14 protein-coding genes are annotated in these 14745 nt (G+C 72.2%); 12 read left to right on the top strand and 2 right to left on the bottom strand.

What is annotated here, in order from left to right; translation table 11 throughout:
- Positions 1 to 487 precede the first annotated feature (487 nt).
- Both AC060L_RS31615 and AC060L_RS31610 read left to right on the top strand, forming a co-directional pair.
- Positions 488 to 1519, top strand: coding sequence for a DUF2786 domain-containing protein (locus AC060L_RS31615; RefSeq protein ID WP_483799145.1), 1032 nt, complete (start codon positions 488 to 490; stop codon positions 1517 to 1519).
- A gap of 47 nt (positions 1520 to 1566) precedes the next feature.
- Positions 1567 to 2418: an IS5 family transposase gene (locus AC060L_RS31610; RefSeq protein ID WP_483799146.1), complete on the top strand. Its 852-nt coding sequence runs from the start codon at positions 1567 to 1569 to the stop codon at positions 2416 to 2418.
- A gap of 242 nt (positions 2419 to 2660) precedes the next feature.
- Here the strand turns inward: AC060L_RS31610 and AC060L_RS31605 are convergent, their stop codons facing one another.
- Together AC060L_RS31605 and AC060L_RS31600 are read right to left on the bottom strand one after the other, a co-directional pair.
- Complete coding sequence (locus AC060L_RS31605) at positions 2661 to 3380, bottom strand: helix-turn-helix transcriptional regulator (protein WP_483802399.1); 720 nt, start codon at positions 3378 to 3380, stop codon at positions 2661 to 2663.
- On the bottom strand, positions 3377 to 4000 hold the full coding sequence (locus AC060L_RS31600; protein WP_483802398.1) for a helix-turn-helix transcriptional regulator: 624 nt from the start codon (positions 3998 to 4000) through the stop codon (positions 3377 to 3379). Before AC060L_RS31600 ends, AC060L_RS31605 begins: the two co-directional genes overlap by 4 nt.
- A 611-nt stretch (positions 4001 to 4611) precedes the next feature.
- Here AC060L_RS31600 and AC060L_RS31595 point away from each other — a divergent pair.
- From AC060L_RS31595 to AC060L_RS31550, 10 genes are all read left to right on the top strand, one after another.
- On the top strand, positions 4612 to 5877 hold the full coding sequence (locus AC060L_RS31595) for a ricin-type beta-trefoil lectin domain protein (RefSeq protein ID WP_483802397.1): 1266 nt from the start codon (positions 4612 to 4614) through the stop codon (positions 5875 to 5877).
- Between the two features lie 349 nt (positions 5878 to 6226).
- Complete coding sequence (locus AC060L_RS31590; RefSeq protein WP_483802396.1) at positions 6227 to 6535, top strand: hypothetical protein; 309 nt, start codon at positions 6227 to 6229, stop codon at positions 6533 to 6535.
- Positions 6536 to 6567: 32 nt separating this feature from the next.
- Complete coding sequence (locus tag AC060L_RS31585; protein ID WP_483802395.1) at positions 6568 to 7302, top strand: 2OG-Fe(II) oxygenase; 735 nt, start codon at positions 6568 to 6570, stop codon at positions 7300 to 7302.
- A gap of 235 nt (positions 7303 to 7537) precedes the next feature.
- A complete protein-coding gene (locus AC060L_RS31580; protein ID WP_483802394.1) occupies positions 7538 to 8803 on the top strand; it encodes a cytochrome P450 in 1266 nt (421 codons plus the stop codon).
- A gap of 112 nt (positions 8804 to 8915) precedes the next feature.
- The gene (locus tag AC060L_RS31575; RefSeq protein WP_483802393.1) at positions 8916 to 10046 is read left to right on the top strand and encodes an acyl-CoA dehydrogenase family protein; all 1131 of its coding nucleotides are present in this window, start codon (positions 8916 to 8918) and stop codon (positions 10044 to 10046) included.
- A gap of 4 nt (positions 10047 to 10050) precedes the next feature.
- Positions 10051 to 11316, top strand: a complete 1266-nt coding sequence (locus AC060L_RS31570) for a GNAT family N-acetyltransferase (RefSeq protein ID WP_483802392.1) — start codon at positions 10051 to 10053, stop codon at positions 11314 to 11316.
- The gene (locus AC060L_RS31565; RefSeq protein ID WP_483802391.1) at positions 11303 to 11758 is read left to right on the top strand and encodes a type II toxin-antitoxin system RatA family toxin; all 456 of its coding nucleotides are present in this window, start codon (positions 11303 to 11305) and stop codon (positions 11756 to 11758) included. Before AC060L_RS31570 ends, AC060L_RS31565 begins: the two co-directional genes overlap by 14 nt.
- A complete protein-coding gene (locus tag AC060L_RS31560; RefSeq protein ID WP_483802390.1) occupies positions 11755 to 13107 on the top strand; it encodes an aspartate aminotransferase family protein in 1353 nt (450 codons plus the stop codon). Before AC060L_RS31565 ends, AC060L_RS31560 begins: the two co-directional genes overlap by 4 nt.
- Before the next feature lie 126 nt (positions 13108 to 13233).
- Complete coding sequence (locus tag AC060L_RS31555; RefSeq protein WP_483802389.1) at positions 13234 to 13488, top strand: acyl carrier protein; 255 nt, start codon at positions 13234 to 13236, stop codon at positions 13486 to 13488.
- Positions 13485 to 14735, top strand: a complete 1251-nt coding sequence (locus AC060L_RS31550; protein WP_483802388.1) for a beta-ketoacyl-[acyl-carrier-protein] synthase family protein — start codon at positions 13485 to 13487, stop codon at positions 14733 to 14735. Before AC060L_RS31555 ends, AC060L_RS31550 begins: the two co-directional genes overlap by 4 nt.
- Positions 14736 to 14745 lie beyond the last annotated feature (10 nt).

The following is a 14745-nucleotide window of genomic DNA, read 5'->3' as shown; positions in this document are numbered from 1 at the left end:
AGAGCGTCCGCCAGTAGGTCCGGTGATCGCTCGCGCTGGTGCTCTGTTCCGTTGTCGGCAGGTGGTGTGCTCCGGTTTGCCGCTACGCTCGGTATCGGCAGTGGGACAGCGATAGAGGGCTTGGGGAACTGGGTTGGGTAAGCGCAACCAGGAGCGTCGGCGGGCCAAGAAGAAGCAGCGGGACGCGAGAGGGCGGAGCGGGGCGGGGCAAGGGGCGGCTTTCGGGTTCGCTTCCTGCGAGTGCGGTGATCCGTTCTGCCTGGGTAGTGGCGGGCCCGTTCCTCGGCCGGGTGGTGCGCGGACTGTCGCGGATCTCCTGGATGAGGCGATGGCACGGTTGTGTGCTGTGCCGGCTGGAGACGCCGGGCGTCGCGCAGCGGCGCTTGAGCGAGCCGCTGCGCTGTTCGCCCGGCGCGGTATCGGCCGTGCGGTGCTCCAGGTGGGTGGAGTGGTGGTGCACGATCTGTGGCACCGTGGCTGGCAGCCAATGGATGTGGTGCGTGTCGCACGCCGGGAGCTGGCCGTGCGGCACGCGCGGATCGCCGCCGATCTGGTCGCCGCGGAGCACCGCGAGTATCCGGCGAGGCGGTTGCCCAATCGCTGGGCCGAGCAGCTTGCGGAGGCATCGGCTACGGCGTGGTGGGGTGACGACGACGCCTACGTCGACGGTGCGGCCGCGCGGGAGAAGAGCGATCCGGTGGTGCTGGGACGGGCCGTCGTTGAACTGTTCGAACTGCTGAGCCGGCTTCCCGAGGTGCCGCGGCTGATGCCGGTGCCCTGTGAGACCGGCAGCGCTGGGATGGTCGAGGCCGGCGGGGTGGAGTCTTCGCTGCTGGGCAAGATTCGGGCACTGCTCGCGAAGGCCGAGTCGACCTCTTTCCCCGAGGAGGCGGAAGCGCTGACGGCCAAGGCGCAGCAGTTGATGTCCCAGCACAGCATCGACATGGCGCTGCTGGCGGTGGAGCGGGGTGAGCGGCAGACGCCGGGCGGGGTGCGGGTGGCGGTGGATGCCCCGTATGAGGAGCCGAAGGTGGTGCTGCTGCAGGCGGTGGCGGAGGCGAACCGCTGTCGCACGGTGTGGTCGAGGAACCTGGGGTTCTCCACGGTGGTCGGCTTCGCCTCCGATGTGGAGGCGGTCGAGTTGCTGTTCACCTCGCTGCTGGTCCAGGCCCAGGCGGCGCTGCAGGCGGCGGGCGCGCGCAAGCGTGGGGACGGTAGCTCGCGCACCCGGTCCTTCAGGCAGTCGTTCCTGGTGGCCTACGCCGCCAGGATCGAGGAGCGGCTCGGGCGGGTCGCCGAGCAGGCGGTGAAGGCGGCCGGAAAAGTCGGCCGGACGGCAGGGCTGCTGCCGGTGCTGGCCTCGCGGGCCGAAGCCGTGGACGACCAGGTGGACGAGCTGTTCGGCGAGCTGTCGTACAGTCACGGTTCGGCATACGCCAACGACCGCGAGGGGTGGGCCCACGGCACGGCCGCCGCCGACCGGGCCGAACTGCACACCAGGGCCGGCGCGCTGCGCTGAACCGCCCGGGCGCGGCGCTGTGACGTCCGCGTGTTCGGGGAGGGCTCGTGCCTGTCGTTCCTGCCTGCATCCTGGATCCGCTGCGCAAGGAGTTCCTCGCGCTGCTGCCGGAACACCGGGACGACCACCCGCTGGGCTGCCACAACCCGCGCATCCCCGACGCGCTGGTCTTCGACAGGCTCATCCTGGTCCTGGTGTCCGGCATGGGCTACGAGCGCGTGGCGGACCAGGCCTGCTCAGCCACCACGATCCGACGCCGCCGGGACCACTGGATCGCCCTGGGGATGGGCGAGGTCCTGCGCCTGGCGGCTCTGGCCGCTTACGACCGCATGGTCGGCTTGGAGCTGGAGCATCTGGCTGCCGACGGCTGCCAGACCAAGGCACCGTCCGGAGGCGAATGCGCCGGCAGGAGCCCGGTTGACCGTGCCAAACAAGGCGTCAAACGCTCGCAGTTGACCGAGGCCTACGGCATCCCGCTGGTCACTCACCCGGCCCCGGCCAACATCCGCGACCACACGCTCCTTCCGACGACCCTCGACCAGTACCGCGACCTTGGCAAGGAACTCGGCCCGCTGCCCGAGCACCCCAGCCTCAGCCTGGACGCCGGATACGACTACCGCATCGTCTACGAGGACCTGACAGAACGCCAGATCGCTCCGCGGATCGCCAAACGCGGCCAGCAGACCCCGATCCAGGCGGACGGCCGCTGGGTGGTGGAGAGAACGAACTCGTGGCTGAACAACTTCGGCAAGCTCCGCCGCTGCACCGAGCGCCGCCGGGCGTGCGTCGAGTTCTACATCGCCCTGGCTACGGCCATCGTCACCATCCGCAGCCTGATACGACGAGCATGGTTCACCCACCGCTGGGACACACGCCCCCACAGCCCCCGCATCCGATGACCTACTGGCGGACGCTCTTAGTTCGAGCGCTCCGCGTCCAGGACGGACGGGGGCAGAAATCAGGGTGCCGACCGGCGGTCGGCCGGCACCAGGGAAGGAGCGGCAGCCGTCCGGCGCCGGACCTGCTGCGCGTTTGTCTCTACGCCGGCCGCCGCCGGGCGCGCACGCTGTGGGCAGCCCGGTGCGGTACCCCGTGCGGGCCGGTGACAGGTGATCAAGCGATCATGTGATCAGGCGACAGGTCAGATCAGACCGAGTCGGACCGCCTGGGCGACGGCGTGCGCCCGGTTGCGGACCTGGAGACGGGCCATCAGCTCGTAGATCACGTTCTTCACCGTGTGTTCCGAGCAGCCGAGCGAGCGGGCGATCGCCGCGTTGCCGTGGCCCTCGGCGATCAGTGCGAGCACCTCGGTCTGCCGGGTGGTCAGCGGTGTGGCCAGGCCGGCGGAAGGCGTGACGGAGCCCGGGCCCTGGCCCGTTGCCGAGCCTGTTACCGGGCCTGTCGCCGGGCCCACGGCCGGGCCGGCCGCGGGGTCCGGCCCGGCCGGCGAGGCTGTCGGGCCACCGCTGAGCAGGCGGGCCAGCACGCCGTACGGCAGCCGGCCCTCGCCGAGCTGCGCGGAGTCCACGGCGTCGGCGAGCCGCTCGCCGGACGCCTCGGCCGAGCGGAGCATCGTGCGGGCACCGGCCTGGACCGCCCGCAGCACGCCGTTCAGCGACAGCACGTCGGCGACCACCAGCAACCGCCGTTCGCCGCCGGGCAGTTCGCCCTGACAGGCGTTGATCGCCTCGTCCACCGTCGGTCCGGCCGCGACCAGCACGGCGTGCGGGGAGCGGTCCGGCTCCTGCACGGTGAGACCGGCGCACCGCAGCCGCGCCACCACCGAGTCGCGCAGCAGCGTGTCGGTGGCGCTCACCTGGACCGGCGGCCGCGCCGGGCGGGCCGCGAGGGTGGCGCTCACAGCAGCCCGGCCCGCAGGACGTACGCCACCGCGTGGGCCCGGTTGCGCAGTTGGAACCGCTGGGTGATGTCGTGCACCACGGTCGTCACGGTGCGCGGCGAATAGCACAGCTCGCGGGCGATCTCACCGGTCTCGCGGCCCTCGGCGACCAGCCGCAGCACCGCGCGCTCGCGGTCGCTGAGGCTGGAGGCGGCCCACGGGGCCCGGGCCGAGGCGGGCGTCCGGGGAGCGCCGCCCTGCTCCAGCAGGCCGTCCAGCAGGCCGGGCGGCACGGTGCAGTCCCCGCCGGCGGCGGCCAGCACCGCCCGGGCCAGCCGGTTGGCGCTGGCCTCGCCACGGCGCAGCAGACCGCGAGCGCCCGCCGCGATCGCGTGCATCGCCTCGGCGGGGGTCAGGTCGGTGGCGACCAGCACGATCTCCGGTCGGTGGGCGGCGTTCCGGGTCGCCCGCACCACCTCGAGCACCTGGTCCGCCACCCGGTCGGCGATCACGACGGCGACCTCGGCCTGCTCCTCGGGCAGCACCACGGCGACATCCGGGCTGCTCTGCAGGGTGCTCCTGGTACCGGCCTCCAGCACGGGATCCATCGCGACGATGCTGACTCGGACGGGTGCCCCCATGGGCTCCTCCTGGCTCGGTATCTCTAAGAACCTGTCAATGGAGAGCATGTGCGCGAGCGGTCGCACCCCGCATGGGAGGTGGCTACCCACCTTTTAATGGTGCAGGTCAGAGCGGTGCGGCCGGCACTATGAGGGGGTTTGAGACGTGATTGGGCGGCCGATTCGGCGGCAGGCGCGGTGCCGGGGGACCGGGCCTGCGGGCACGCCGGCGGGAATATGGGGGCGGTCCCCCCATGCGCCGCGCCGCAAAGGCGGCGTAGGGCGCTCCGCTTCACCGGGGACCGCGCGCTGATCCACCGGATCGTGCCGGCTCACGTCGGATCGCGCCGGAGGCGGACCATCATCCTGCCGGAGGACCTCACCGACCTGCCAGCGCCTCACCCACACTGCGTCAGGTCTCCCGCAGTCACTGACGACGTGCATCTTGACGTGTATATGCCTTACCCCCAATACTCCCAACACATCGGCCGATGCGCCTGATTGAGCCTCGGGCGGGTAATCCCTGGGAGCCGCAGATGAAGACCGCATTCCTGCCCCGACGTCGGACCCGGGCTCTGCGCCCGCGCGCGCGACGCCTGCGACGGCCCCTCCGACGCGTCGCCGCGGCGGCCGTGGCTCTTGCGCTCGCCGCGTTCATGCTGTTGTTGCCGAGCGCCGCCGGTGCCGGCGCCGTGACCGTGCCCGCGCCTCCCGCGCAGTGGACGACGGTGTTCAGTGACGACTTCGCGGGACCGGCGGGCAGCGCGCCGAACTCGGCCAACTGGATGTACGACACCGGTCCCGGGTCGAACTTCGGCACCGGTGAGATCGAGACGATGACGAACTCGACCGACAACGTCCACCTCGACGGCAACGGCCACCTGGACATCACCGCGCTGCAGAACGGCGGCGGTTGGACGTCCGGCCGGATCCAGACGCCGAGCGCGAACGTCGGCGCCCCGGCCGGGGGCAAGCTGGAGGTCACCGCGTCGATCATGCAGCCGAACCCGGGCAGCGGTCAGGGCTACTGGCCCGCCTTCTGGATGCTGGGCCCGGGGCAGTGGCCTACGAGCGGCGAGATCGACATCATGGAGGACGTCAACGCGCTCTCCGAGGTCGCGGGCACGATCCACTGCGGCACCTCGCCGGGCGGCCCGTGCAACGAGGGCAACGGCATCGGCAGCGGCCTGCGCGCCTGTGCGGGCTGCCAGGGCGGCTACCACACGTACTCGATGATCCTGGACCGGACGAACACCTCGGCCGAGTCGATCACCTGGTACCTGGACGGCAGCGCGTACTTCAGCGTGAGCGAGAGCCAGGTCGGCACGGCCACCTGGCAGGCGGCGTTCGACCACAACCTGTCCATCATCTTCGACCTGGCCATGGGCGGTGGGTTCCCGAACGGCGTCTGCGGCTGTACGACGCCGACGGGTTCGACCAGTTCGGGGGCGACGATGAGCGTCGGGTACGTCGCCGCGTACACCACCACCGGTGGCGGCGGCGGTGGCGGCGGGGGAAGCGCGGTCACCGGATACGGCGGCCTCTGCCTGGACGACCGCAGCGCGAGCACCGCGAACTACAACCCGGTTCAGGTCTACACCTGCAACGGGACCGGCGCCCAGCAGTGGACCTTCGTCCAGGCCGGCACCACGCTGCACGTGCTCGGCAAGTGCCTTGACATCAACGGCGGTGGCACCGCGAACGGCACCCTGGTCGACCTCTACGACTGCAACAACACCGGCGCGCAGGTCTGGATCCCGCGCTCCGACGGGTCGTTGTACAACCCGGCGTCCAACAAGTGCCTGGACGACACCGGTTGGTCCACCACGCCGGGGACCCAGGTGGAGATCTGGGACTGCACGGGCAACGCCAACCAGAAATGGACGCTGCCCTCCTGACCGCCGCGCCCAATGAGCGATCGACTCGAGCGAGTCGATCGCTCATTGGTTTGTGTGCGTCGATCGCGTTCGTCACCGCTCCCGCTGGCCGTTCATCAGATCGCGCGAACTCACGCTTATCGGCTGGTTGGGCCGGATGGGCGTGGATACGGTCGGTGTGCCTCGTAGCGATCACGCTCGGGCGGTTCCCTTGGGAGTGGACATGAGTTCTGTAGGTCGTAAGACCGTCGCCGTGATGACCGCGGCTCTGGCATCACTGGGCGCGGGGAGTGGCGTCACGGCGTCCGCGACCGCCTCCCTGCAGCCGACCAGGCTCACGGTGAGTCAGGCAAGCCTGAACGTCACCCAGATGCAACTCGAGAACATCAACGCGATGGCGTCCGACGCGGTGACCGGGGAGCCCATCCGCGGTGCGGAGATCGTCTTCGCCACCATGGGCGGTCGCACGCTCGGGATCGCGTATACGGACTACTACGGCATCGCCGCTATCACCGCACCCGAGAACCTGGGTCCCGGAACCCTCCAGGAGCTGCTGGGCGGTTACGAAGCCGCGATGGTCGGCGACGGCGTCCACGCCCCGGTCGGGGCCCACGGTGCGATCACCATCGGCACCGACCAGGGGCCCGGCGTCCCGGGCAACCCGTGCGCCGTCTGCTAGTGACTGATCGCGATCCGGAAGAGCAGGGCACCATGACAGCGCAGGACACAGCGGCACGGCCGGACTCCGAGACGGGGCCATCCGAGCCGATGGACCAGCCGATGGGCCAGGCGGCGGACCAGGAGTCGCCGGTGTCCACGGACGCGATCTGGCGGCAGCCGGTGACGGTCTGCCGGATCACCGGGTTCCTCGGCGAGCGGACGGCCGGCGCCCTGCTGGAGCGCGCCATCACCGCGGCCGGCGACACCCTGAGACCCTCCATGGTCCGCGACCGGGAGCTTGACCCCGACCTCCGCCGGTCCCGCTCCTGCCCGGACTTCGCGGCGCCCGAGCTGATCGCGGCCATCCACGAGGTGCTGGAGGCGGTCGAGCACACGCTGGGCGTCTCCTGCCGGCACACCGTACCCAGCTACGGCCTCAACGTGCACAACGACGGCGATTTCTACCGGGCGCACCAGGACACCAGCGCCGAGTTCGCCCCCCGGCGGCTGCTCACCTTCGTGTACTACCTGCACCGCACGCCCCGGCCGTTCGACGGCGGCGAGCTGCGCGTCTTCGACGCCGCGCTGCCGCTGTACGGCGGGACGACCGGCGCGTGGGAGGAGCGCACCTGGCGGGACTGGGAGCCCGAGCACGACAGCATCGTGTTCTTCCTGCCCACCGCCTGGCACGAGGTGCGGCCGGTCGGCTGCCCGAGCGGGCAGCACGCCGACAGCCGCTTCGCGGTCAACGGCTGGCTGTGCAGCCCGGATCCTGCGAGCCACTGAGCCCGTGTGCGGGGCTGTACGGGAACTACACCCTGAATCGCGGTCGCAGGAATACAACATTCTGAAGCGATCGCTCATTATCAGATAGGCATCCGGATATTCGTTCGGGCATATGTGCCATGGTGTAGCCGCGGTGCATTTGGCGGTACGCTGAATTCCGGGCGTTGACGAACTGGTCAATCCCCAACCGGTAGTTCCAGCGTGCACGGCCGCAGTCGAAGGCGAGCGAGCGCAATTGACCACCGCATTGAACAATCCACCGGACGGTCCGGCGGATCCGGCAGATCCGACCGCGATCCTCCAGGCGGCCTTGGCCCCGGAGGGTCGCGCAAACCCCTACCCCGCGCTCGCACGGCTCCGCAGCGCCGCGCCCGTCCATCACGAGGAAGCCCTCGGCACCCGCTTCCTGACCCGCTTCGACGACTGCCAGGCCGTGCTGACCGACCCCGGCTTCGTGGTCCCGGACCGGAGCTGGCTCGTCCGGGAGCGGCCCGGGTGGCTGGGGTACCCGGCGGCGGACTTCTTCTACTCCTCCCTGCTCGGCACGAACGCGGACGCCCACGCACGGCTGCGGCGGCCGCTGATGGGGGCGTTCGCCGCCCGCCGGGTGGCGGCGTTGACGGCGGGTGTGGAGAAGCTCGCCGAGGAACTGCTCGACCGGTTCGCCGATGCCACGTCGGACGGCGGTGTGGCCGACTTCCAGGCGCTGGTGGGGTATCCGCTGCCGGTTGCCGTGATGGGCGAGCTGATCGGCGTCCCCCGGGAGGAGCAGGAGCAGTTCCACCGGCTCGGGCAGGGAGCAACGCGCCTGCTGGAGCCGGTCCGCACCGAGGACGACTGGGCGCTCGCCGACCGGGCGGTGACCGAGCTGCGCGCGTACTTCGCCGGCCTGCTGCGCGCACGGCGGGCGCGGCCGGCCGAGGACCTCGCCTCGGCCCTGCTGGCCCGTCCGGGCGCCGCCGAACCGGAGCTCACCGACGGCGAGTTGGCCGACCTGCTGCTGCTGGTCTTCGTCGCCGGCTTCGAGACGACCGCCGGGCTGCTCGGCCTGTCGGTGTTCGCGCTGCTGACCCACCCGGAGCAACTGGCGCTGGTGCGGGCCGACCCGGGGCTGCTGCCGGGCGCGGTCGAGGAGTCGCTGCGCTGGGACGGGCCGGTGCTGATGACGGAACGGCTGGCCGCCGAGCCGGTGCGGGTGCGCGATGTGCTGGTGCCGGCGGGCGGCAGCGTCACCACCGTGCTCGGCGCCGGGAACCGCGATCCGCAGCGGTACCCGGAGCCGGACGCGTTCCTGGTGCGGCGTCCGGACGTCCGCGTGCTGAGCTTCAGCGCCGGGCCGCACTTCTGCCTCGGCGCGGCGCTGGCCAGGCTGGAGGCGGCCGTGCTGCTCGAACGGCTGCTCGCCCGGTTCCCGGGCCTGGCTCTGGCGGGCCCGCCGGTGCGGCGCGACTCCGCGTGCCTGCGCTCGTTCGACCACCTCCCGCTGGTCGGCACCGGCTAGGCCCGGGGTCGCTCCCGCTCGGTCCGCTGCCGTTCGGCCTGCTCCTGTCCGGCCTGCTCCCGTTCGGCCAGCTCCTGTTCCTCTGGCACAGCCACTCCCCGAAGGACCTGCCGTGAACTTCCTGTATCGCGAACGCGCCGCACTCGAAGCGTTCATGCCCGGCCTGGACGAGGCGCTCGCCCGCCACCCGCTGGCCGAGCTGGAGCAGTCGCCCAGCCCGGCGATCCAGGCGTTCCGGGATGCCGGCGGGCCCGGACTGCTGGTGCCGACGGTCAACGCCGGCGCGGGGGCGAGCGCGCTGCAGGCCGTCCGGGTGCAGCGGGCGGTCGGGGCCCGCTGCCCCTCGCTCGCGGTGGCCACCACGATGCACCACTTCTCGATCGCCGGTCTGGTCGAGGCCGCGAAGTACGGCAGCGGGATGGAGGGCCTGCTGCTGGAGGCGATCGCCAAGGACCGGCTGCTGGTGGCCTCCGGGTTCGCCGAGGGGCGGGCCGGCCAGAACATCCTGAGCCCGCACATCACCGCCGAGCGGCGCGGCGACCGGATCGTGCTCAACGGCAGCAAGATGCCGTGCAGTCTCTCCCGCTCGATGGACCTGCTGACAGCCTCCGTCGCGCTGACCGGCGAGGACGGCGTGGCGCGCCTCGCCGTCGCGCTGATCCCGGCCGGCACCCCGGGGATCGAGGTCCGGCCGTTCTGGGGCACGCCGATCCTGGCCGGCGCCGAGAGTGACGAAGTCGTGCTCACCGAGGTCGAGTTGGACCCGCAGATGGTGGTGGCGACCGAGGTCACCGCGGACGCCGTGCCGGACGCGCTGAACGTCGCCGGCTTCCTCTGGTTCGAGGTGCTGCTGACCGCCGGGTACCTGGGGATGGCCAGCGCGCTGGTGGAACGCACGCTGGCGCGCCGCGGCGGCGGCGAGGACGATCCGACGCCGTACCTGATCGCGATCGAGGCGGCGATGCTCGCCGTGGAGGCGGTCGCGCGCGCGATGGCGGACGAGGAGTGGAGCGAGGCGTTGCTCGTCCAGGCGCTGACCGCCCGGTACGCGGCGCAGGAGGCGATCGCCCACACCACCAGGGCCTGCCTGACGGCGCTCGGCGGCATGGCGTTCATCGGCTCCCCGGACGGCTCGTACCTGGCCTCGGCCTCCGTCGGCCTGACCTTCCACCCGCCGGCCCGCAGCCGGATGGCCCGCCCGCTGCGGGACTTCCTGGACGGCCGTCCGCTACGGATCGGCTGAGCCGGTGAGCCCGACAGACCAACGCCCGTACGTCGAGGTGCTGCGCAGCGTCGACGAGTTGCCGCGCGAGGTGTGGGAGCGGCTCGCGCCCGCGGACGACCCGATGTGGTCCCGCGGCGTTTTCACCGCGCTGGAGCGCAGCCGGGTCGGGCCGGACGGCTACGCGTATCTGACGGTCAATCAAGAAGGGCGCGTGGTGGCCGTGCTGCCGCTCTGCCTCTTCCGCGACCTGCGGCTGGACAAGGTGGTCGGTCCGCGTGAGCGGCGCCTGCTCGCGCCGCTGCGCCTGTTCGCCCCACGGCTGTTGCGGGTGCCGATGCTCTTCTGCGGCAACCTGCTGGGGCAGGGGCACGTGCTCGCGGCGGGCGGACTGACCGAGGAGGCCACTCGGCTGCTGGTCGCGGCGGTGCTCGACTTCGCCCGCCGCGAGCGGCTCGGCACGGTGGTGTTCAAGGATTTCGCACCGGCCGAGCTGGACCCGCTGCGTGCGGCGCTGGAGGCCGCCGGTTTCTTCTTCACGCCGAGCCTGCCTGATACCGAACTCCGGCTTGGGCAGGGCTCGTTCGAGGAGTACCTGGCCGCGCTCCCGGCCAAGCCGCGGCGCAACGCGCGCAGCAAGATCCGCAAGTTCGAGGCCAGGCCCGAGCTGCGGATCGAGGTGCTCGAGGAGTTCGGCCACCTGCTGCCCCAACTCCTCGCGCTCTACCGGCAGGTGATGGACCAGGCCGACCAGACGCTCGACGTGCTGGATGCCTCGTTCCTGGCGGCCGTGCACGGTGGGGCCGACCTGAGCCGGCGCCTGGTCGTCTGCTTCGAGGGGGAGCGGCCGGTCGCCTTCCTGCTCTGCCTCTTCGCCGGTTCGGGGGCGACCGGCGCCCGGATCGGCCTGGACTACCGGCTCGCCCACGACGCCCGGCTCTACCACAACGTGCACTACGCGGCGATTCGGCTCGCGATGGCCGCCGGCTGCGGCCACATCCGGTTCGCCCAGACCGCGTACCAGCCGAAGCTCGAACTCGGCTGTGGGCTGGTGGAGCAGTGGTACGCGATGACGCACGTCCGGCCGCTGCCGCGAGCCGTGCTGAGCCGGCTGCTGCCGCGCGCGCTGGCCGCCGCGCTCGCCGACGCGCTGGGCCCGCACGCGCCGCGGCCCGGTCCACGGCCCGCGCCGCGACCTGCCCCGGCCGCCGGACCCGCCGTTGCCACTGCTACTGCCACCGCCACTGCCACCGAACGCTCTGAGGAGAGGTTGCGTCATGCCACGAGTTGAAGTGGATCTGGGCATCGCGGTGCCGCCCGACGACGCCTGGGCGGCGGTCGTCGACGTGCTCGGCTACCCGGACTGCATGGAGAGTGTCGATTCGGTCGAGATCGTCCGCCAGGACGACGACAGCCACCGGACCACCGCCTGGTCGGTGCGCCTCAAGGGCTCGGTCCTGCAGTGGACCGAGACCGAGCTGATCGACCACCGGGCGCGCCGCTTCGACTTCGAGCAGATCAGCGGCGACCTGGGCGAGTTCGTCGGCCACTGGGCCGTGCAGCCCGCGCCGGAGGGCGGCAGCACGGTCTCGCTGCACGTGGACTTCGACATCGGCATCCCGCTGCTCGCCGACATGCTCAACCCGGTCGCGGCGGACGCGCTGCGGGAGAGCGCCGCGCAGATGCTCGCCTCCCTCGAACGCCGGCTCGTCGCACAGGAGGCCGCCCGGTGAGCGCACCGTCCACAGTGACCGCCGCGACAGCGGCCACGGCGACAGTGACCGCCGCGACGGTGACCGAGCCGGGAGTGACCGCCGCGACGGTTACCGCCGCCCCGGCCGGTCCCGGCGAGGTCTTCGACCGCCTGCGCCGTCACCTCTCCCCGAAGCTCGCCCTGACCGGCAGCTTCGCCGGGCGAGGTGCGGTCGAGCAGTCCGCCGAGGGGTGCCGGGTGACGCTCTCGGACGGCCGTAGCGTGCTCGACTTCGGCTCCTACGCGGTCACCCTGCTCGGGCACCGCCACCCGGCGGCGGTCGCGGCCGTCCGCCGCCAGCTCGACGCGATGCCGACCTCGACCCGCAGCCTGGCCAATCCGGTCGCGGCCGAGGCCGCCGCCTGCCTCTCCGGCTACCTGGGCGACGTGCTGCCGAAGGTCTACTTCGGCCTGAACGGCGCCGACGTCGTCGAGGTCGCGGTCAAGCTGGCCCGGCTGGCGACCGGTCGCGGACGCGTCGTCGCGGTGCGCGGCGGCTTCCACGGCAAGTCGCTCGGCGCGCTCGCGCTGACCCACAGTCCGTTCTACCGGGTCGGCCTGCTCGGCTGCGTGGCGGACGTCGTGCACGTCGCCCCCGACGATCCGGGCGCGGTGCTGCGCGAGGTCGCCGCCGGTGAGGTGGCCGCCGTCGTCCTCGAACCGGTGCAGGGCGAGAACGGCGCCGTCCCGCTGCCGGTCGACGTGCTGCGGCAGTGGTGCGCCGACGCCGCCCGGCACGGCACCCTGGTGATCGCCGACGAGATCCAGTGCGGCTTGCGCCGCTGCGGCGAGCGCTCGGTCGCGCTCGCCGACGGCCTGCCGGTGGATGCCGTGCTGTTCGGCAAGCCGCTCGGCGGCGGCGTGGTGCCGCTGTCGGCGCTGCTCTGCTCGGAGCGGATGTACGCGCCGCTGGCCGCCGACCCGTTCCTGCACTCGGCCACCTTCGGCGGCCATCCGCTGAGCTGCGCGGCGCTGCCCGCCGTGCTGCCGGTGATCGAGGAACTCGCCGGGCACGGGCAGGCGCTCGCCGCTCTGCTGGACGAGATGCTGGACCGGCTCCGGGAGCGCTATCCGAGCCTGGTGACCGAGGTGCGCGGCCGCGGGCTGCTGCGCGGCATCGACTTCAGCTCGCCGCGGGCCGCCGGCACGGTCGTGGTCGAGCTGGCCGCCGCCGGGCTGCTGGTCTCGCCGTGCCTGAGCAGCCCCACCACGGTGCGGCTGCTGCCGCCACTGGTCAGCACGCCGGCCGATATGGCGCAGGCGGCCGGGATCCTGGACGCCGCGATCGCGCTCGCCGAGCGCACCACGTCGCCCGGAAGCACCGGTTGACCCCGCCCAACACTCACCCCGCCCATCACCACTCACCCAGCCCACCACTCAGCCTGGTTGGCCCGACCCAGCCGACTGACGCCACCCGGCGCAGCTGTCGCCGAGCGCAGCGGAAGGAACGACGACATGCCCACTCGCGAGGAAATCGCCGTGATGGTCCGGACGGTCATCTCGGACGTGCTCGGCACGGAGCCGGGCGAGGTGCACGAGAAGACCAGCCTGCTGGAGGACTACGGCATCGACAGCCTCGAACTCATGGAGATCGGGGCACGGTTGGAGCGGACGCTGCAACTGCGGATCGAGCTGCAGGACCTGACGACCGCTCATAACGTCGGCCATGCGATCGACTTGCTGCAGACCCGGCTGGACGGTGTGCGGTGACCGGCGACCGGCACCCGTCGGGCGGCCTGCGGGTCGCCGTCACCGGAATCGGCGTGAAGTCCCCGGCGGGCAACGGCATCGAAGAGGCGTTCGCGGCGCTGCTGGCCGCCAGGTCCACCGCGAGCCGGGTCGACCGGCTGATCGAGCACGATGTTCCGGTCCAGTTCGCCTGTCTGGTACCGCCGTTCGACCTCGATACCTACCTGACCCGGCGCGAGTCGCGGCAGATCGACCGCACCACGCAACTGCTGCTCTGCGCGGCCGCCGATGCCGTGGCGGGCGCGCAACTGCCCACCGACCAACCGCTGGACCGGGTGGGTGTGCAGATCGGCACCGGGATCGGCGGCCTGCCGAGCATGGAGGCCGTCACGCTGAGCCACGGCGACCGGCCCCGGGAGATGCCCGTGCACACGGTGCCCCGGACCATGGCCAACTCGCCCGCCTGCCGGCTGGCGATGCGCTACGGCTTCCAGGGCGCGTGCACGACGTACTCCAGCGCCTGCGCGAGCGGGACCACCGCGCTCGGCGAGGCGGCCCGGAAGATCCGCTACGGCGAGCTCGACGTGGCCGTGGCCGGTGGCTGCGACGCGGCGGTCACCACGGTCGTGATGGGCGCGTTCGCGCGGATGCGGGCGATGTCCACCAGGAACAGCGACCCCGCGCTGGCCAGCCGTCCGTTCGACGCGGACCGGGACGGCTTCGTGATGGGGGAGGGGGCGGCCGTGCTGGTCCTCGAACGCTGGGACGCGGCCCGCGCCCGCGGCGCCGTGATCCTCGGCGAGATCGCGGGCTACGCCGACAACTGCGACGCGTTCCACATCGTCGCCCCGCACGAGGACGGTGAGGTGGCCGGCCGCTGCATGCAACTGGCCATCGCCGACGCCGGGTTGTCTGCCACGGACATCGGCCACGTCAACGCGCACGGGACGTCCACGCTGCTCAACGACCGCGCGGAGGCGCGCGCGATCGCCCGCTGCTTCGGCCGCCGGCCGCCACCGGTCACCGCCGTCAAGGGCGTCACCGGCCACCTGATCGGCGGCTCGGGCGCACTGGAGGCCGCGTTCGCGCTGCTCTGCGCCGCGCGCGGCATGGTGCCGCCGGTCGCCAACCTCGGCAGCAGCCCGGAGGGCGACCTGGTGGACCTGGTCAGCGGCACACCACGCGCGGTGGCGCCGGCCCACGTGCTCTCCAACTCCTTCGGCTTCGGCGGCCAGAACGCCTGTCTGGTGCTCGCCCCCGCGCCATGACCCGACGCTC

The organism is Kitasatospora sp. NEAU-69, from assembly GCF_057158765.1.
This window is presented reverse-complemented; position numbering and strand designations above follow the sequence as displayed.

Bases quoted from the DNA above. Each gene is read 5' to 3' on its own strand.
- AC060L_RS31590 (WP_483802396.1), top strand. From the start codon at position 6,227: ATGCAACTCGAGAACATCAACGCGATGGCGTCCGACGCGGTGACCGGG.
- AC060L_RS31565 (WP_483802391.1), top strand. From the start codon at position 11,303: ATGCCACGAGTTGAAGTGGATCTGGGCATCGCGGTGCCGCCCGACGAC.
- AC060L_RS31615 (WP_483799145.1), top strand. From the start codon at position 488: ATGGATGTGGTGCGTGTCGCACGCCGGGAGCTGGCCGTGCGGCACGCG.
- AC060L_RS31555 (WP_483802389.1), top strand. From the start codon at position 13,234: ATGCCCACTCGCGAGGAAATCGCCGTGATGGTCCGGACGGTCATCTCG.
- AC060L_RS31600 (WP_483802398.1), bottom strand. From the start codon at position 4,000: ATGGGGGCACCCGTCCGAGTCAGCATCGTCGCGATGGATCCCGTGCTG.
- AC060L_RS31585 (WP_483802395.1), top strand. From the start codon at position 6,568: ATGACAGCGCAGGACACAGCGGCACGGCCGGACTCCGAGACGGGGCCA.